18 protein-coding genes and 2 tRNA genes are annotated in these 17,560 nt (G+C 54.5%); 11 read left to right on the top strand and 9 right to left on the bottom strand.

What is annotated here, in order from left to right; genetic code table 11:
* Nucleotides 1–319 precede the first annotated feature (319 nt).
* Both msrB and LAC65_RS08345 read left to right on the top strand, forming a co-directional pair.
* The gene (gene msrB / locus LAC65_RS08350; protein ID WP_039384692.1) at nucleotides 320–730 is read left to right on the top strand and encodes a peptide-methionine (R)-S-oxide reductase MsrB; all 411 of its coding nucleotides are present in this window, start codon (nucleotides 320–322) and stop codon (nucleotides 728–730) included.
* Between the two features lies 1 nt (nucleotide 731).
* Nucleotides 732–1,013 (top strand): YeaC family protein, encoded by a 282-nt coding sequence (locus LAC65_RS08345; RefSeq protein ID WP_039384691.1) that lies wholly within the window; start codon nucleotides 732–734, stop codon nucleotides 1,011–1,013.
* A gap of 30 nt (nucleotides 1,014–1,043) precedes the next feature.
* On the opposite strand, the gene pncA is transcribed toward LAC65_RS08345, so the two are convergent.
* The 3 genes from pncA to sppA form a co-directional block, all read right to left on the bottom strand.
* Nucleotides 1,044–1,652: a bifunctional nicotinamidase/pyrazinamidase gene (gene pncA, locus LAC65_RS08340; protein WP_039384690.1), complete on the bottom strand. Its 609-nt coding sequence runs from the start codon at nucleotides 1,650–1,652 to the stop codon at nucleotides 1,044–1,046.
* Nucleotides 1,653–1,667: 15 nt separating this feature from the next.
* On the bottom strand, nucleotides 1,668–2,681 hold the full coding sequence (gene ansA / locus LAC65_RS08335; protein WP_039384688.1) for an asparaginase: 1,014 nt from the start codon (nucleotides 2,679–2,681) through the stop codon (nucleotides 1,668–1,670).
* 84 nt (nucleotides 2,682–2,765) lie between these two features.
* On the bottom strand, nucleotides 2,766–4,622 hold the full coding sequence (sppA, locus tag LAC65_RS08330; protein ID WP_039384685.1) for a signal peptide peptidase SppA: 1,857 nt from the start codon (nucleotides 4,620–4,622) through the stop codon (nucleotides 2,766–2,768).
* Between the two features lie 171 nt (nucleotides 4,623–4,793).
* Between sppA and LAC65_RS08325 the strand changes: the two genes are divergently transcribed.
* The 3 genes from LAC65_RS08325 (at nucleotide 4,794) to LAC65_RS08315 (ending at nucleotide 7,707) form a co-directional block, all read left to right on the top strand.
* Complete coding sequence (locus LAC65_RS08325) at nucleotides 4,794–5,345, top strand: NAD(P)H nitroreductase (protein WP_039384682.1); 552 nt, start codon at nucleotides 4,794–4,796, stop codon at nucleotides 5,343–5,345.
* Between the two features lie 146 nt (nucleotides 5,346–5,491).
* A complete protein-coding gene (locus tag LAC65_RS08320; RefSeq protein WP_039384680.1) occupies nucleotides 5,492–7,411 on the top strand; it encodes a DNA topoisomerase III in 1,920 nt (639 codons plus the stop codon).
* Nucleotides 7,408–7,707, top strand: coding sequence for a YnjH family protein (locus tag LAC65_RS08315; protein WP_039384678.1), 300 nt, complete (start codon nucleotides 7,408–7,410; stop codon nucleotides 7,705–7,707). Before LAC65_RS08320 ends, LAC65_RS08315 begins: the two co-directional genes overlap by 4 nt.
* A 33-nt stretch (nucleotides 7,708–7,740) precedes the next feature.
* Here the strand turns inward: LAC65_RS08315 and xthA are convergent, their stop codons facing one another.
* From xthA to LAC65_RS08290, 5 genes are all read right to left on the bottom strand, one after another.
* The gene (gene xthA, locus LAC65_RS08310) at nucleotides 7,741–8,547 is read right to left on the bottom strand and encodes an exodeoxyribonuclease III (RefSeq protein ID WP_039384676.1); all 807 of its coding nucleotides are present in this window, start codon (nucleotides 8,545–8,547) and stop codon (nucleotides 7,741–7,743) included.
* Between the two features lie 145 nt (nucleotides 8,548–8,692).
* Nucleotides 8,693–8,777 (bottom strand) — tRNA-Tyr (locus tag LAC65_RS08305).
* Nucleotides 8,778–8,820: 43 nt separating this feature from the next.
* Nucleotides 8,821–8,905: transfer RNA gene (locus LAC65_RS08300), tRNA-Tyr, on the bottom strand.
* Nucleotides 8,906–9,062: 157 nt separating this feature from the next.
* A complete protein-coding gene (gene purU, locus LAC65_RS08295; protein ID WP_039384674.1) occupies nucleotides 9,063–9,911 on the bottom strand; it encodes a formyltetrahydrofolate deformylase in 849 nt (282 codons plus the stop codon).
* Between the two features lie 56 nt (nucleotides 9,912–9,967).
* Nucleotides 9,968–10,423 carry a YchJ family protein gene (locus tag LAC65_RS08290; RefSeq protein WP_039384671.1) on the bottom strand — a complete coding sequence of 152 codons (456 nt, stop codon included), beginning with the start codon at nucleotides 10,421–10,423 and terminating at the stop codon, nucleotides 9,968–9,970.
* A 96-nt stretch (nucleotides 10,424–10,519) separates the two neighbouring features.
* On the opposite strand from LAC65_RS08290, the gene rssA reads away from it, so the two are divergent.
* The 5 genes from rssA to LAC65_RS08265 all read left to right on the top strand — a co-directional run bounded on the left by rssA (nucleotide 10,520) and on the right by LAC65_RS08265 (nucleotide 16,025).
* Nucleotides 10,520–11,419: a patatin-like phospholipase RssA gene (gene rssA, locus LAC65_RS08285; RefSeq protein WP_039384669.1), complete on the top strand. Its 900-nt coding sequence runs from the start codon at nucleotides 10,520–10,522 to the stop codon at nucleotides 11,417–11,419.
* A 101-nt stretch (nucleotides 11,420–11,520) separates the two neighbouring features.
* On the top strand, nucleotides 11,521–12,537 hold the full coding sequence (rssB, locus tag LAC65_RS08280; RefSeq protein ID WP_039384667.1) for a two-component system response regulator RssB: 1,017 nt from the start codon (nucleotides 11,521–11,523) through the stop codon (nucleotides 12,535–12,537).
* 193 nt (nucleotides 12,538–12,730) lie between these two features.
* Nucleotides 12,731–13,639 (top strand): UTP--glucose-1-phosphate uridylyltransferase GalU, encoded by a 909-nt coding sequence (gene galU, locus LAC65_RS08275; RefSeq protein WP_039384664.1) that lies wholly within the window; start codon nucleotides 12,731–12,733, stop codon nucleotides 13,637–13,639.
* 23 nt (nucleotides 13,640–13,662) lie between these two features.
* Nucleotides 13,663–15,003, top strand: coding sequence for a UDP-glucose dehydrogenase family protein (locus LAC65_RS08270; RefSeq protein ID WP_039384663.1), 1,341 nt, complete (start codon nucleotides 13,663–13,665; stop codon nucleotides 15,001–15,003).
* 14 nt (nucleotides 15,004–15,017) lie between these two features.
* Nucleotides 15,018–16,025, top strand: coding sequence for an NAD-dependent epimerase (locus LAC65_RS08265; protein WP_039384660.1), 1,008 nt, complete (start codon nucleotides 15,018–15,020; stop codon nucleotides 16,023–16,025).
* Nucleotides 16,026–16,120: 95 nt separating this feature from the next.
* Here the strand turns inward: LAC65_RS08265 and hns are convergent, their stop codons facing one another.
* Nucleotides 16,121–16,528 carry a histone-like nucleoid-structuring protein H-NS gene (gene hns, locus LAC65_RS08260; RefSeq protein ID WP_039384658.1) on the bottom strand — a complete coding sequence of 136 codons (408 nt, stop codon included), beginning with the start codon at nucleotides 16,526–16,528 and terminating at the stop codon, nucleotides 16,121–16,123.
* Nucleotides 16,529–16,901: 373 nt separating this feature from the next.
* Here hns and tdk point away from each other — a divergent pair, with 373 nt between their 5' ends.
* The gene (tdk, locus tag LAC65_RS08255; RefSeq protein WP_039384655.1) at nucleotides 16,902–17,522 is read left to right on the top strand and encodes a thymidine kinase; all 621 of its coding nucleotides are present in this window, start codon (nucleotides 16,902–16,904) and stop codon (nucleotides 17,520–17,522) included.
* Nucleotides 17,523–17,560 lie beyond the last annotated feature (38 nt).

Below are 17,560 nucleotides of genomic sequence, written 5' to 3'. Positions count from 1 at the left end.
TTAGTGAATAAAAGGTTGGCTGTAAAATTACAAAAACCTTACCAGGCGTCAAGCGGAATCGTGTCAATTGTTGCGACAGGTCAATTCCAACGCCAGGAATAATCTGTATTGCAACCGCTTGCGCGCCGATTTTACAGCGCGTCTATCTTACGCTGATTAGCGTGTGAAAAGGGAAGTTTGTCACAAAGAGTGATCGTCATCACAAAACCACGCTGCAGCGACCAGGGCAGAAAAGTTCGCACAAAAAAAACGTCGGGCAATGTTGTCCGTTTGTTAGAATAGTAGCTGATTTCTACAGAAAGATACTCTGGAAGCAAAAATGGCAAAAGATACCGCATCTGAAGCAAAAATCGGCCAGCTGTCGGAAATGCAGCGCTACGTCACGCAGCATCGGGGTACCGAACCACCCTTTACCGGCGCGCTGTTGCACAACAAGCAGGATGGCATTTATCACTGTCTGGTCTGTCAGGCACCGCTGTTTCTGTCAGAAAGCAAATATGATTCAGGCTGTGGCTGGCCCAGTTTCTACCAGCCGGTCAGCGATGAGGCGATACGCTACCTTGAAGACGACTCGCACGGCATGCACCGGGTTGAGATCCGCTGCGGCAGCTGTGACGCGCATCTGGGGCATGTTTTTCCGGATGGCCCGCAGCCTACCGGTGAGCGCTATTGCGTTAACTCCGCCTCGCTGAGCTTTACTGACGAACAGGGCAAACAGCAGGAGGGATAGAATGAATCAGGAACTGAATGCGATGCTGGATGCGATGACGCCTGAGATCTATGCACGTCTGGCAACCGCCGTTGAGACGGGTAAATGGCCTGATGGTGTTGCATTAACGCAGGAGCAGCGCGAGCACTGTCTGCAGCTGGTCATGCTGTGGCAGGCGCGTCATAACGACTCACCTCAGCATATGAGCATTGCCAAAGGGGGAGATATTGTGACGAAATCTAAAAAGCAGCTGAAAGAAGAGTTTGGCATCGAGCCGGATGTCACGCGCATCAATCTGCACTAAGAAAACAGGCTGGAATACCCAGCCTGTTTTTCAGATTATTTCCGCACCCTGCGCCTGCATTTGCGCCAGCGCAATGTCACTGTCTTCCGGATTGAGATTCACGCCGCGGCAGCCCTCTTTAACGACCTGAACGTGATACCCGAGCTCCAGCGCATCCAGCACGCTATATTTCACACAGTAGTCAGTCGCAATCCCCAGCATAACCAGATGCGTGATATCGCGTTCGCGCAACCAGTTATCCAGTTCAGTTTTGCGCCGGTGTCCGTTATCGAAAAAGGCGCTGTAACTGTCGACATCAACGTCTCCACCTTTGTGAAATACGGCGTCAATCAGGGAGCGATCGAGGTCGGGATGAAAATCTGCGCCCGGGCTGTTTTCGATACCGTGGTCCGGCCACCAGATTTGCGCCAGCCCGTTAAGCTCACCCAGCGTGTAGACAGGCTCACCGGACACTGAGGCAAAGCTGCCATGATTTGCCGGATGCCAGTCCTGCAGGGCCACAACACATTCGCCGCGCTGGCGAAACTCACGCGCATAGCGATTCGCTACCGCCACAGTCTGATCACCTTCGCGCACGGCCATCGGACCGCCGGGGCAAAAGTCATTCTGGATATCGATAATTACCAATGCCCGCTTCATATCATTTTGCTCCGTTCAATCTTCAGTCAGTTCGCCACGTAAGTTCTGCTGCATTCTGGCACGAATTTCATCGGGGCTAAGGTCCTGACTCAATAAATAGTGCAGTTTTGTTAACGTGGCCTCAACGGTGAGGTCAAAACCGCTGATCACGCCAGCATGCTCCAGCGCATTGCCAGTGGCATAGCCGCCCATATTCACTTTGCCGGACATGCACTGCGTCAGGTTAACCACGATAATCCCGCGTTCGCTCGCCTGCTGCAGCTCATGCAGGAACTCCGCATTTTGCGGCGCATTGCCCACGCCATAAGAGCGCAGAATCAGCGCCTTAACCGGCTGGCGCAGGAAGTTGCGCACCACGTCTGCAGAGATGCCCGGATAAATGGTGACCACGCCAATAGGCTGCGGGGTAATGGGATGAACCACCAGCTCGCCCGTCTGCTGTGGCGCGGGAGAGGTGTTCAGACGGCGGATATGGATACCCGCTTCCAGCAGCGGCGACAGATTTGGCGAGGCGAAGGCGTTAAAGCCGTCGGCGTGCGCTTTGGTGGTACGGTTGCCGCGGAACAGGGTGTTATTGAAAAACAGTGCCACTTCATTGATCGGATAGTTAGCCGCCACGTAGAGGGAGTTCAGCAGATTTTGCTGACCGTCAGAGCGCAGTTCCGCCAGCGGGATCTGCGATCCGGTGACGATGACCGGTTTTGCCAGATTTTCCAGCATGAAGGAGAGAGCCGATGCGGTGAAAGCCATGGTATCGGTTCCATGCAGAATAACAAAACCGTCATAGGCGTCATAATTCTGGCGGATATCATCTGCGATTGCCTGCCAGTCCTGCGGCGTCATATCAGAGGAGTCGATAAGCGGGGCGTATTCATGAATCGTAAAATCCGGCATCTCCGGCCGGTGAAACTCAGGCATATTGGCCAGCTGCTGCTGAAGGTGGCCTGATACCGGTACATAGCCCTGCGCAGAGCGCTGCATCCCGATAGTACCGCCCGTGTAGGCTACATAGATATTTTTCTTTTGCATGAGTGTACTCAGACTTGCCGTAAAACGCGCAGTATAAGGGGATTGACAGGGAAAAGCAGCCCGACCAGCGGCCGGGCTGTAAAATTAGCGAACGCTGCCGCAATTCAGACAAAAGGCGTAACGATTTTGCGGATCGTTAAGCTTACCGAGCAGGCCCGGCTGCGACTGCATGGCGCTGACAACATCCTGCACCGGTGCGGGCAGCCAGATTTTCAGCGCGTCGGGCAGTACCGCCTGCGCCGAGGCGCTCATCTGATTAAGCAGCAGATCAAGCATACCGGGTTCATCCTGATACCAGTTCAGCGCAGGCTGTTTCACGCTGGCCAGCGAGGCAGCTTTCGCCACGGCGTCATCAAAATCACCCAGCGCGTCAACCAGACCATTACCTTTGGCATCGCTGCCGGTCCAGACATGGCCCTGTGCAATCGCATCAATCTGCTCAGGCGTCTTATGGCGCGACGCAGCAACCAGACCGATGAAATTGCGATAGCCATTCTCAATCGTCAGCTGCATCAGCTGCTGTACCTCTGCAGGCAGCGTTTTGGTGGTAGCCACATCAGCGAGCGGTGAGGTGGCTACGCCATCCGTATGTACACCGATTGCGTCCAGGCTGTTTTCGACCGTATTAATCACGCCAAAAATGCCAATTGAACCGGTCAGCGTAGAAGGCGCGGCGATGATGTAATCTGCCGGCGTTGAAATCCAGTAACCTCCCGATGCGGCCATGCCTCCCATGGAGACCACCACCGGCTTACCGGCTTCATGCGCGGCGGCCAGCTCTTCACGAATCGCTTCCGATGCGGTGACGCTGCCGCCCGGGCTGTTTACCCGCAGCACGATAGCTTTAATGGCGGGATCGAGGCGTGCTTCACGGATCTGTGCGGCCGTCGTATCACCGCCGACATTGCCTGCGCTCTCTTCTCCATCCATGATCGCACCGCTGGCGAGGATCACCGCGATGTTGCCTTTTTGCTGCGCTGGCTGTTTCAGACGGTAGTCATAAATGCTGACATAGCGGTAGTCATTATTTGCTTTGTCCCAGCCAAAGGTTTTCGCCAGCGCCTGGTCAGCCGCCGCGCGTGAGCTCAGCGTATCCACCAGTTTGTTATTCAGCGCATATTTAGCGGTGTCACCCTGTACCGCCTCCAGTCCGCTGATCACGCCTGCCGCACCGGGAAAGAGCTGCTCTGGCGTAATCTGACGGTTGGCCGACACCGTATTGAGATAATTTTGCCATAGCTGAGTGATCCAGCGGCTGTCCGCATCGCGTGCATCCGGTGACATATTGTCGCGCAGGAACGGTTCAACGGCTGACTTATAGGTGCCTACGCGGAAAACGTGGGAAGAGACCTTCAGCTTTTCCAGCAGCGTTTTGTAATAGAGGCCGTTGGTCGCAAAGCCGTGCAGGTCAACCGTACCCTGAGGGGAGAGCCAGATTTTATTCGCGAAGCTGGCCAGGTAATACTGCGCCTGACTGTAGCTGTCACCCAGCGCATAAACCGGTTTACCGCTGTCGCGAAACTCCCGCAGCGCTTTACCGACATACTGCAGAGAGGGCTGATCGCCACCGGCAAAATCGCGCAGATCCAGCACGATACCGATGATATTGCTGTCAGTTTTAGCCTGACGAATCGCATCAACCACATCAAACAAGGAGTTTTCCTGCAGGCGATCGCTGTTCGCGCCCAGCAGCTGACGGCTGATGCGGCTCAGACGGTTACTCACTGAAGGTTTATCCACCAGCATACCGCTAAGATCGACTTTTAATGCTCCCTGCTGGACCGGTTCACTGTTGCCGGCGCTCGACAGCTGCAGCCAGATGCCGACACCGGCCAGGATCAGGACAATCAGAAACAGGTTAAGGATAAATTCCCGGATAAAATTCAGAACCCGCCAGCTCCAGCGGAACAGACCGGTAATCATTCGCCACAATGTGCGCATAAACTCTCCATATTCACGTAGCCAGAGCCGGCAGCAGGCGTGCGGACCCCGATATCGGCATCATCCTAAAGAGCAGCGGCTGAAAAGTCAGCAGGAATTCGCACCAGACTGTTACAAAAGATCGCGCTGTGCCAGGATTAGCACATCATCAAAAGGCACAGGAGAACCCTTATGGATGCACTGGAGTTATTAACCAATCGCCGCTCAGCTTCGCGACTGACTGAACCCGCTCCGGCAGGTGAGGTGCTGCAAAATATTCTGCATGCCGGTATGCGGGCACCCGACCACGGTACGCTGCGCCCGTGGCGTTTCGTTATTGCGGAGAATGAGGGACGGGACCGGCTAAGCCGCGTGCTGGAGCAGGCCGCCCGCGAGAGCGCGCTGGATGAAAAAGCCATCGCGAAAGCGGCGGCGGCGCCGTTTCGTGCGCCCATGGTGATAACGGTAATTGCAGACTACAAGCCCTCTGAAAAAGTGCCGCAGTGGGAGCAGGTTGTCTCTGCGGGCTGTGCCGTTATGGCGATGCAGATGGCCGCGCTGGCTCAGGGGTATAACGGCATCTGGCGCAGTGGCCCCTGGACCGACCATCCTCACGTGCGGGCGGCGTTCAACTGCAAAGAAAAAGATGCCATTGTGGGCTTTCTCTATCTCGGCACGCCGCAGCTTAAAGCCAGCACCACAGTTGTCGCACCGGATACCACAGAGTTTGTCTCCTGGTTTTGATTCTCTCGCCTGCAATCTGGCAGAATTGCAGGCGTCGTGCGCAAAAGCGCCGCATCCGTGCAGAGAAAGCTTACCTCCAGCAGGCCGCCAGGCTACCATCGCTTCACTGTTTTCGTTAAAGCTAAAAGAAAGGATTTGCGCCTTCCATGCGTCTATTTATTGCTGAAAAACCGAGCCTGGCGCGCGCCATCGCAGATGTTTTGCCAAAGCCGCATCGCCGCGGAGAGGGCTATATCGCCTGCGGCAACGATCAGGTGGTGACCTGGTGCGTCGGGCATTTGTTGGAGCAGGCGCAGCCTGATAGCTACGACAGCCGCTATGCCCGCTGGAACCTGGCCGATCTGCCTATTATTCCTGAAAAGTGGCGTCTGCAGCCGCGCCCCTCGGTAGCGAAACAGTTGAAAGCCATAGAAGGCTTACTGCAGCAGGCCAGCGAAATCGTGCACGCCGGCGATCCGGATCGCGAAGGTCAGCTGCTGGTGGATGAGGTGCTGGACTATCTGCAGCTGCCGGCCGGTAAGCGCCAGCGGGTGCAGCGCTGCCTGATCAACGATCTTAATCCGGCGGCCGTTGAGCGTGCGGTGAGCCGGCTGCGCGAAAACCGCGAATTCATCCCGCTTTGCGTCTCAGCGCTGGCGCGTTCACGCGCTGACTGGCTGTATGGCATCAATATGACGCGCGCCTGGACCCTGCTGGGGCGTAACGCCGGCTATGATGGCGTTCTGTCGGTGGGGCGCGTGCAGACGCCGGTGCTCGGACTGGTCGTGCGACGTGATGAAGAGATCGAGCACTTTGTGCCCAAAGACTATTTTGAAGTAAAAGCGCATGTCGTCACGCCAAAAGAGGAGCGCTTCGTTGCCAGCTGGGTGCCAAGCGACGCCTGCGAACCCTGGCAGGATGAAGAGGGGCGCGTCCTGCACCGGCCGCTGGCAGAGCATGTGCTGGCGCGTATTCAGGGACAGCCCGCGCAGGTGACCGGCTATAACGACAGGCGTGAATCGGAAACCGCACCGCTGCCGTTTTCGCTCTCCAGCCTGCAGATTGAAGCCGCAAAGCGTTACGGGCTGAGCGCGCAGAGCGTGCTGGACTGCTGTCAGCGCCTCTATGAGACGCATAAGCTTATTACTTATCCGCGTTCGGATAGCCGCTATCTCCCTGATGAGCACTACGCCGGTCGTCATGCCGTGCTGAAAGCGATCGCTGTGCATCAGCCCGATCTCACGCCACCTGCTGACTTCAATACGGAACAGAAAAACCGCTGCTGGGACGATAAAAAGGTCGATGCGCATCACGCTATCATTCCCACCGCGCGTACCGGCAAAGTCGCACTCAGCGACAATGAGGCCCGGATCTATGCGCTGATTGCCCGGCAATATCTGATGCAGTTCTGCCCGGATGCGCAGTTCCGCAAATGCGTTATCGATCTGGAGATCGGTGGTGGCCGGTTTGTTGCAAAAGCGCGGTTTCTGGCGGAAGCGGGGTGGCGCGCGCTGCTCGGGAATAAAGAGCGTGACGAAGAGAATGACGGCACGCCGCTGCCGGTCGTCGCTAAAGGCGATACCCTGCTGTGCGAGCGCGGTGAACTGCTGGAGAAGCAGACCCAGCCGCCGCGGCCGTTTACTGATGCCACGCTGTTATCCGCCATGACCGGCATTGCGCGCTTTGTGCAGGATAAAGAATTAAAGAAAGTGCTGCGTGCGACCGATGGTTTAGGAACGGAGGCGACGCGGGCCGGCATTATTGAACTGCTGTTTCGCCGCACCTTCCTGGTTAAAAAAGGGCGCTATATCCACTCAACGGAGGCGGGCAGAGCCCTGATCCATGCGCTGCCGGAAATGGCGGCGCGGCCGGATATGACGGCGCAGTGGGAGTCAACCCTGACGCGCATCAGCGAAAAAAGCTGCCGCTATGATGAGTTTATGCAGCCGCTGGTGTCAACGCTGACCACGCTGATTGGCGAGGCGCGGCAGCGGCCTTCTTTGCAGGCGTTCAAAGGGCTGGCGGCCGCTTCGCCAGCGCGCGCGAAAGCCAAAAAACAGCGGCGAAAGCCAAAGGAGACGCAATGAGCGGGTATACAACAGGGGTGGCGCTGGCGCTGCTGATCTGCAGCACTACAGCGCTGGCAAACCGGATGCCGGAGCCGGGGCGGACGGGTAATACGGATGTGGTGGTGGATATGCCGGCGGAAGTCTGGACGCAGGGCCAGAATCGTCAGCAAAACAGCTGCCTTCAGTGCTGCATTTATGAAAACCGCAGCTATTCAGAAGGCGCAGTGGTTAAGGCCGAAGGGGTACTGCTGCAGTGCTCGCGGGATGAAAAGGTGCTGGGGACCAATCCGCTGCTGTGGAAAATCATTAAATAGTTAAGCGTGGCGCGCCGGCGCCACGCCTGACGTTTACAGATCGAACGTCGCCCAGACGGGAGCATGGTCAGAAGGTTTTTCCATGCCGCGAATGGCGTAATCGATACCGGCATCGACGCAGCGCGCGGCCAGCGGCTGACTGGCCAGCAGCAGATCGATGCGCAGTCCGCGGTTGTCATCAAATCCGCGCGAGCGGTAGTCGAACCAGGAAAAGCGATCGTTTTTCGTCGGGTTTCTGGCGCGCCAGGTATCGGTAAGACCCCACTGCAGCAGCCGATCCATCCACTCACGCTCTTCCGGCAGAAACGAGCATTTTCCGGTACGCAGCCAGCGCTTGCGGCTCTCCTCACCAATCCCGATATCCAGGTCAGTGGCGCTGATATTCATGTCGCCCATGATCAGCACCGGCTTGTCAGCGGCAGCGTGCTCCATCAGATAGCTCTGCAGATCGCGGTAGAATTTCTCTTTAGCCGGGAATTTAAGCGGGTGGTCGCGGCTTTCACCCTGCGGGAAATAGCCGTTGATAACGGTGATGTTACCTGCCGGGCTCGGTATCTCCGCCATAATCAGGCGTCGCTGGGCGTCAGCGTCATCGCCCGGAAAACCGCGCATGACCCGTACCGGTGCGTTTTTGGTAAGTAGCGCGACGCCGTAGTGACCTTTTTGCCCATGATAGAAGACGTGGTAGCCGAGCTGGCTGACCTCTTCCAGTGGGAACATCTCATCGTGAACCTTGGTTTCCTGCAGGCCGATAACCTCAGGCTGATGCTGTTCCACCAGCGCGGCCAGCTGATGAGGGCGGGCGCGCAACCCGTTGATGTTGAATGAAACAAATTTCATATCGCTGCCATTTTAATAACCTGTATGCGGCGCGATGGTAACGGCTTTTTGGCAAAAAGTCATGCCCGAAGCGGAGCAGGCAGCACAGTATCAGAGGGGAAGAGCAAACTGAGTTTTTTCAGGATGTAGCGAACGGAACAGGAGATGGTGGCGGGAGAAGGATTCGAACCTTCGAAGTCGATGACGGCAGATTTACAGTCTGCTCCCTTTGGCCGCTCGGGAATCCCGCCTGGGATATAAAGCTCAGATTCAGGCACTGCAGAGTGATTCAGATGGTGGCGGGAGAAGGATTCGAACCTTCGAAGTCGATGACGGCAGATTTACAGTCTGCTCCCTTTGGCCGCTCGGGAATCCCGCCACTTGCCTGAATCTTTGTGCCTGAAGGCGGGGCGCATCATATCAAATGCGTTCCGCCTGTAAAGCACCGGATGTAAAAATAAAACCTGTTTGCCCGTTTTTTACGCGTAGCGCTGAAGAGTTAGACAATTCAGCGCCCTGGCGCCAAAACGCCGCGCTTAAAGAATAATCGTGCGGTTGCCATAAACAAACACGCGCTGGCCGAGCACTTTATAGAGCGCGCGACTCAGCACGTTTTTTTCCACATCGCGTCCGGCGCGCATCATCTCTTCAGCGGTATAGCTGTGATCCACGTTAATGACATCCTGCATAATGATTGGACCTTCGTCCAGGTTGTCATTGACGTAATGCGCCGTTGCGCCAATGATTTTAACGCCGCGTTCATACGCCTGATGATAAGGACGCGCGCCGATAAAAGCTGGCAGGAACGAGTGGTGAATATTGATGATCTGGTTAGGGTAGCGCTGCACAAAAGCAGGCGTCAGCACGCGCATATATTTTGCCAGCACCACGTAATCAGGCTGATAGCGATCGATCTCTTCCGCCATGCGGTTGTCATGCTCTTCGCGCGTTTTGCCTTCATGGCTGACCAGCACAAAAGGAATATCAAAACGTTCTACCAGCGAGCGCAGCGTATCGTGATTGCCGATCACCGCAGCGATCTCCATATCCAGACCGCCAAACGCGCTTTTCATCAGCAGGTCACCCAGGCAGTGCGCCTCTTTTGTGACCAGAATAACGACGCGGCGGCGACCGGCAGTGTGCAACTCACGCACCGAACCGGTCGGCAGAGCGCTATCCAGATCGGCCAGCAGCGTATTGTCGTTAAAAATGCCTTCCAGCTCGGTGCGCATAAAAAAGCGGCCGGTGCGGTGATCGACAAACTCATTGTTTTGCACAATGTTGAGTTCATGCTTGTAGCAAATGTTGGTGATCTTGGCGATCAGACCTTTAGCATCAGGGCAAATGGTCCGTAAAACTTTTCGTTGCAGTGTTTGCGCTTGCATCTCAGTCAAGGTCCTGTCAAAGCGATAAGGGTATTACCATTGCGGCGAAGCGGATATCAGCCACAACATTTTTTGTATTTTTTGCCAGAGCCGCAGGGGCAGCGATCGTTACGCCCGATTGCTGGCGCTGTTCCATCCACATAGTACCAGCGACCCTCCTCCCGAAGAAAGCGTGAACGTTCAGCGATCGCTGACTCGCGCTCTTTTTCGCGGTAGCGCGCAAAAAAGGTCACAAAGGCTTCGTTCTCATGGATGCCATGATTACAACAGGTTACATTTAGTCCGAGCCACGTTGTACCGGCAAAACTTTCAGATAAACGCGCCGTCAGATCGACGCTGCGCTGGCTGGCGTGCCAGGTTTCTGTCAGATAAACTGCATTACCCGTGGCGTAGGCCGTATAGCGAGATCGCATCAGCTGTTCAGCACTTAGCGGGATGGCCTCGCCGTTTAAAAAGGGCTGACAACATACGCTATACTGCTTCCCGCTGCAGCAGGGGCACTTTTCGGACACATCATCTCCTGAGAGTGGTTAACGTTATCATAGGCGTGCGCTATGGTAGCCGACTGCGTGGCATGATGCTACGTACCAGCAGCATCACGAGGTAAGATGAGAAAGGTCAAGATTGGACTGGCTCTGGGATCGGGCGCCGCGAAGGGCTGGGCGCATATCGGCGTCATCAATGCGCTGGAGCGTGCCGGTATTGAAATTGATGTGGTAGCGGGCTGCTCAGTCGGCGCGCTGGTTGGTGCCGCCTACACCAATGGTCACCTGGCAAAGATGGAGAAGTGGGTCAGCGCGTTTCGCTACTGGGATGTTATACGCCTGATGGATCTCTCCTGGCAGCGCGGGGGACTGTTACGCGGCGATCGCGTTTTCAGTCATATTCGCCAGCTGATCCCGCATGACCAGATTGACGGCGGCCTGAAACCGTTTGGCGTGGTTGCCACCAACCTGAGTACCGGCCGTGAGCTCTGGCTGACTGAAGGCGATCTGCATCAGGCCGTGCGCGCTTCCTGTAGTATGCCAGGCTTATTACCACCTGTTGGCTACAATGGATACTGGCTGGTGGATGGCGCGGTGGTAAACCCGGTGCCCATCTCCCTGACGCGCGCACTTGGCGCCGACATTGTTATTGCGGTCGATCTTCAGCATGATGCGCATCTGATGCAGCAGGATCTGCTGTCGGTAACGCCGGAAAACGGCGATGACGCGGCAGAGGCGCTCTCGTGGGGTAAAAAATTACGTCAGCGTCTGATGGGATTTTCCCGCCAGCGCGCGGCGCAGTCACCTGGCGCAATGGAGATCATGTCGACCTCAATTCAGGTGCTGGAAAACCGCCTGAAACGTAACCGTATGGCGGGCGATCCGCCGGATGTGCTGATTCAGCCGTTTTGTCCGCAGATTTCAACGCTGGATTTTCATCGTGCTGAAGAGGCGATGGCTGCCGGTAAGGCGGCCGTAGAGAAAAAAATGGATGAACTATTACCACTGGTCCGTAGCAGATAGTCAGTTGTTCATTCAGGGGGGTTGTCGCTGATGACAATAATTAAAGGCGCAACTGCATTTTATGAACCACTATTGCAATATCTGGTACGCAGGGGGAGAGAATGGAAAAACCACTACTCGGCAAAAAGATACTCATTGTCGAAGATGAGGTCGTTTTCCGTTCATTGCTGGAAAATGTACTGACCAGTCTGGGGGCAACAGCCCTGCAGGCCGGCGATGGGCTGGAAGGCCTCGACATTCTGTCGTCGCACAGCGCCGATCTGGTGATTTGCGATCTGGAAATGCCCCGGATGGGCGGTATTGCGTTTGTTGAGCATCTGCGCAGTCAGGGGAATACGGTGCCTGTACTGGTCATATCTGCTACCCAGAATATGGCTGATATCGCGCATGCGCTGCGGCTTGGCGTGCAGGATGTATTACTGAAACCCCTGAAAAATATCGAACGCTTCCGCGAGGCTGTTTTTGAGTGTCTTTATCCCTCGATGTTCACCTCGAAAGTGGAGGAGGATGAGCAGCTGTTTCAGGACTGGGATGCGCTGGCCCGCGATCCGATCGCCGCGGCAAAACTGCTGAAGCAGCTGCAGCCGCCGGTGCAGCAAACCATTGCGCACTGCCGCATCAACTACCGACAGCTCACCATGGCGGAACAGCCAGGGCTGGTTCTGGATATCGCTGCGCTCTCCGATAAAGATCTCGCCTTTTACTGTCTCGATGTTACCCGGGCGGGCGACAACGGCGTGCTGGCCGCGCTGCTGCTGCGGGCGCTATTCAACGGTTTACTGCAGGAGCAGCTGTCCGGACAGCATCATCGGCTGCCGGAACTCAACGGCCTGCTGCGTCAGGTGAATATGCTGCTGCGCCAGGCAAACCTTACCGGGCAGTTCCCGCTTCTGGTGGGATATTATCATCGCGAACTGCGTAAATTAATTCTGGTTTCAGCAGGGCTTAATGCCACGCTGCACCTGGAAACGCAGCAGCTGCAGTTAAACAGCGGTGTACCGCTGGGTACGATGGGGGGGACCCATCTTAATCAGATTTCTCAGCATACCGGTGCCTGGCAGTGCCACGTCTGGGGTGCCGGCGGCAGGCTACGTCTGATGTTATCGGGTGAAGAATAAGCAGTTAAACAGCGGGTTAAATCAGTTAAGCGACAGCGCCAGACCTATCCTTTACACTTGGGTAAAAGTCTTAAATTCCATGGATTAACTTTATCCAGGATAATTCCGCCTGATACTAACTGATATACTCATTTCGTTTTTTAAACCGACATATCAAGTATTAACTTGAGCGGCCTATTAAGAGAGGTATTTGATGTCTGCCTATAAGTCAAAAGTAAAAAAAGCGGTAATCCCGGTTGCAGGTTTAGGTACGCGTATGCTGCCAGCGACCAAAGCTATTCCAAAAGAGATGTTACCGCTGGTCGATAAGCCGTTGATCCAGTATGTCGTAAATGAGTGTATTGCTGCGGGCATTAACGAAATTGTGCTGGTTACGCACTCTTCTAAAAACTCAATCGAAAACCACTTTGATACCAGCTTCGAACTGGAAGCCATGCTGGAGAAGCGTGTTAAGCGTCAGCTGCTGGATGAAATCCAGTCTATCTGTCCGCCACACGTCACCATTATGCAGGTGCGTCAGGGTATCGCTAAAGGTCTGGGCCATGCAGTCATGTGTGCACATCCGCTGGTAGGCGATGAGCCGGTAGCAGTCATTCTGCCAGACGTTATCATCGACGAATATGAGTCAAACCCGACCAAAGACAACCTGGCAGAGATGCTGGCGCGTTTTGAAGAAACCGGTCACAGCCAGATCATGGTTGAGCCAGTAGCAGACGTAACCGCATACGGTGTGGTTGACTGCAAAGGCGCCGAGCTGAGCGCGGGCCAGAGTGCACCGATGGTGGGCGTTGTTGAGAAGCCAAAAGCGAATGAAGCGCCTTCAAACCTCGCGGTAGTAGGTCGTTATGTTCTTTCTGCTGATATCTGGCCTCTGCTGGCTAAAACCCCTCCGGGTGCAGGCGGCGAAGTTCAGCTGACCGACTCTATCGCTATGCTGATGGAAAAAGAGACTGTAGAAGCTTATCACCTGACTGGCGTCAGCCACGACTGTGGTAACAAGCTGGGTTACATGCAGGCTTTTGTTGAGTACGGCGTACGTCACCCGGTGCTGGGCAAAGATTTTGCACAGTGGCTGGACAACGCGGTAGGCAATAAAAAGTAATTCATTAAGCACAGGATAATTTAATGAAAGTCACTGTATTTGGTATCGGCTATGTCGGTCTGGTTCAGGCTGCGGTGTTGGCCGAAGTCGGACATGACGTTCTCTGCATTGATGTCGACGCGAACAAAGTCGAAAACCTGAAAAAGGGTGTTATCCCGATTTTTGAACCGGGTCTGACGCCGTTGGTGATGTCCAATTATGAATCGGGCCGCCTGAAATTCAGTACTGACGCCAAAGAGGGCGTTAATCACGGGGTGATGCAGTTTATTGCTGTTGGCACACCGCCTGACGAAGATGGTTCTGCCGATCTGAAATATGTGACCGCGGTTGCGCGCACGATTGCAGAACATATGAACGATCACAAAGTCGTTATCGATAAATCAACGGTGCCAGTCGGCACAGCCGACCGCGTACGCAATGTGATGCAGGAGACGCTGAAACAGCGTGGCGCCAGCGTTTCTTTCGATGTGGTTTCCAACCCGGAATTCCTCAAAGAGGGTGCGGCCGTTAACGACTGCATGCGACCAGAGCGTATCGTTGTCGGTACTGACAATGATGATGTGGTGGAACTGCTGCGCGAGCTCTATGAGCCGTTCAACCGTAACCACGATCGCATGATCCTGATGGATATCCGCAGTGCAGAGCTGACAAAATATGCGGCAAACTGCATGCTGGCGACCAAAATCAGCTTTATGAACGAGATCTCTAATCTCGCTGAGCTGCTGGGCGCTGACGTGGAGAAAGTCCGTCAGGGTATCGGTTCTGATCCCCGTATCGGCTATCACTTCATCTATCCGGGCTGCGGCTACGGCGGTTCCTGCTTCCCGAAAGATGTGCAGGCGCTGATCCGTACAGCAGAGTCTATTGGCTATAAACCGCGCCTGCTGCAGGCGGTGGAAGAGGTCAATGACGCGCAGAAAAACAAACTGCCTGCCTTTATCAAGCGCCATTTTGGTGACGATCTGCGCGGCAAGACGTTTGCGCTGTGGGGCCTGGCGTTTAAACCCAACACCGACGATATGCGTGAAGCCTCCAGCCGTGTGCTGATGGAAGCGTTATGGGAAGCGGGTGCTACGGTTCAGGCTTACGATCCGGAAGCGATGGAAGAAGCGCAGCGCATCTATGGTCACCGTGACGATCTGAAACTCACAGGGACTAAAGAAGCGGCACTGCAGGGCGCTGATGGTCTGGTTATCTGTACCGAATGGCAGAATTTCCGGGCGCCTGATTTTGACGTAATTAAAAATGCGTTAAAACAACCCGTGATTTTTGATGGTCGTAACCTGTATGATCCAGAGCGTATCAGCAAACGCGGTTTCGTTTATTATGCAATCGGCCGCGGAGCGTCTATTCAAATTGCGTAATAAATGAGGGATGTATGAATTTTCTGGTAACCGGCGCAGCAGGATTTATCGGTTTTCACGTAAGCCAGCGTTTGCTCGCTGCCGGTCACCAGGTTGTTGGTATCGACAACCTGAATGACTATTATGATGTCAGCCTGAAACAGGCTCGCCTCGATCAGATTTCACCGCATCCCGCATTTACTTTTATTAAAATGGACCTGGCCGATCGCCAGGCCATTTCCTCTCTGTTTGAACAGCACGCGTTTGAGCGCGTTATCCATCTCGCCGCGCAGGCGGGTGTGCGTTACTCAATCGATAACCCGCACGCTTATGCAGATGCTAACCTCACCGGCCATCTGAATATTCTGGAAGGCTGCCGTCACCATAAGATTGGCCACCTTCTTTATGCATCTTCAAGCTCAGTTTATGGGCTGAACCGCAAAATGCCGTTCTCCACCGATGACAGCGTTGATCACCCGGTTTCCCTCTATGCGGCGACGAAAAAAGCCAACGAACTGATGTCGCATACTTATTCGCACCTTTATCAGCTGCCGACAACCGGACTGCGTTTCTTTACCGTGTATGGCCCATGGGGCCGGCCCGATATGGCGCTGTTTAAATTTACCCGTGCAATGCTGGCAGGCGAGGCGATCGACGTTTATAACCGCGGTGAGATGACGCGCGACTTTACCTATATCGATGATATCGCTGAGGCGATTGTTCGCCTGCAGGCGGTGGTACCACAACCTGACAGCGCATGGAGCGTGGAGCACGGCTCCCCCGCCAGCAGCTCTGCGCCTTATCGGGTATATAACATTGGCAACAGTCAGCCAACGCGCCTGATGACCTATATAGAGTCGCTGGAGAAAGCTTTGGGCATTGAGGCAGTGAAGAACATGCTGCCGATGCAGCCCGGCGATGTACTGGGCACCAGCGCAGATACGCAGCCTCTCTATGACGCCATCAATTTCCGGCCGCAGACCAGCGTTGAGCAGGGCGTACAGCAGTTTGTCGACTGGTATCGCGACTTTTATCAGAAATAAGCGCATAAAAAAAGGAAGCCGCGGGCTTCCTTTTTTTTACCTGGCGAAACGAATATTGCAGTAAAAGTGCAGACAGTTAAAACGAAGCGCGCGGATTACAGCAGGAAATCGTCCAGCTGTTTACCATCTTCTTCAATCGCTTTTTTAATTACGGCAGGCGTGCGGCCCTGACCGGTCCAGGTGCGGCTTTCACCGTTTTCATCTACATAGCTGTACTTGGCGGGACGGGCAGCGCGACGCGCTTTGGTCACCGTTTTGTTTTCTGATAATGCGTTCAGCAGTTCATTAGGATCGATGCCGTCAGCCAGCAGCATTTCGCGATACTGCTCCAGTTTGCGGCTGCGTTCAGCATTTTCAGCCTGAGCATGACTCTCTTCTTCACGACGCTCATTAACCACTACGTCAAGTTTTTCAAGCATCTCTTCCAGGGTTTCCAGAGAGCATTCGCGAGCCTGAGCACGCAATGTACGGATATTATTAAGGATTTTAAGTGCTTCGCTCATTGTTCTTATCTCAGAATATAAAAAGGAGTGGTTAAGCTGTTCCATAATAGTGGCGGGAATATATAACTGCAATAGTGAAACCTGAGTGAGGAGATTTATTTATTTTTTTAGTTATGTCAGCAGAGTTAATTATCAATCGCTGTGCTGCATAAATTATCCGCGATATGTCTCGTTGCGTGACGGCTATTCCATTTGGCTGAGATTAAATTAACCGCTATTAGTGATTTAACCGCAGCGTGCCGGCATTGATTTTCAGCGTCCAGCAGCGTGGCTTTCTGCTACGGTAAACCTGTCGTTTGTGAGGTGCTCTGCGGCAATACATTTGTGTTAAACTGCCGCCTTCTGAATTTAGTATCCCCGGAGAGACTGGTAAGTGGCTCAACTCTATTTCTATTACTCGGCGATGAATGCGGGTAAATCCACCGCGCTGCTGCAATCTTCCTATAACTATCAGGAGCGCGGCATGCGCACCCTGGTCTATACCGCAGAGATAGACGATAGATTTGGTGCCGGCGTGGTCAGCTCACGAATCGGGCTCTCTTCGCCTGCCTGTCTGTATAATGATAAAACAGAACTGGCCGAAGCCATTGCGGAAGAACATGCGCGCCAGCCCGTACACTGCGTGCTGGTTGACGAAAGTCAGTTTCTGACGCGTGAGCAGGTTTATGCGCTCTCTGACGTGGCGGACAATCTTGATATTCCGGTTCTCTGCTACGGTCTGCGTACTGACTTCCGCGGTGAGCTGTTCACCGGCAGCCAGTATCTTCTTGCCTGGGCCGATAAACTGGTCGAGCTTAAAACAATTTGCCACTGCGGCCGTAAGGCGAGCATGGTACTGCGCCTTGACGGGGAGGGCAGACCGTTCAGCGAAGGTGAGCAGGTCGTAATTGGCGGTAATGAGCGCTATATATCCGTATGCCGGAAACATTACAAGCAGGCGATTAATCTGGGTACGCGTGAGGCGATATATGGCGCTAATCCGCCACCGGTTTAATCAGCCAGCCATAAAAAAACCCGCCGCGGCGGGTTTTT

Origin of the sequence: Pantoea eucrina, from assembly GCF_020079945.1 — a bacterium.
Classification (GTDB): domain Bacteria; phylum Pseudomonadota; class Gammaproteobacteria; order Enterobacterales; family Enterobacteriaceae; genus Pantoea; species Pantoea eucrina.
Note: the sequence above shows the minus strand (reverse complement) of the source record. Positions and strands in the feature narration are given on the sequence as shown.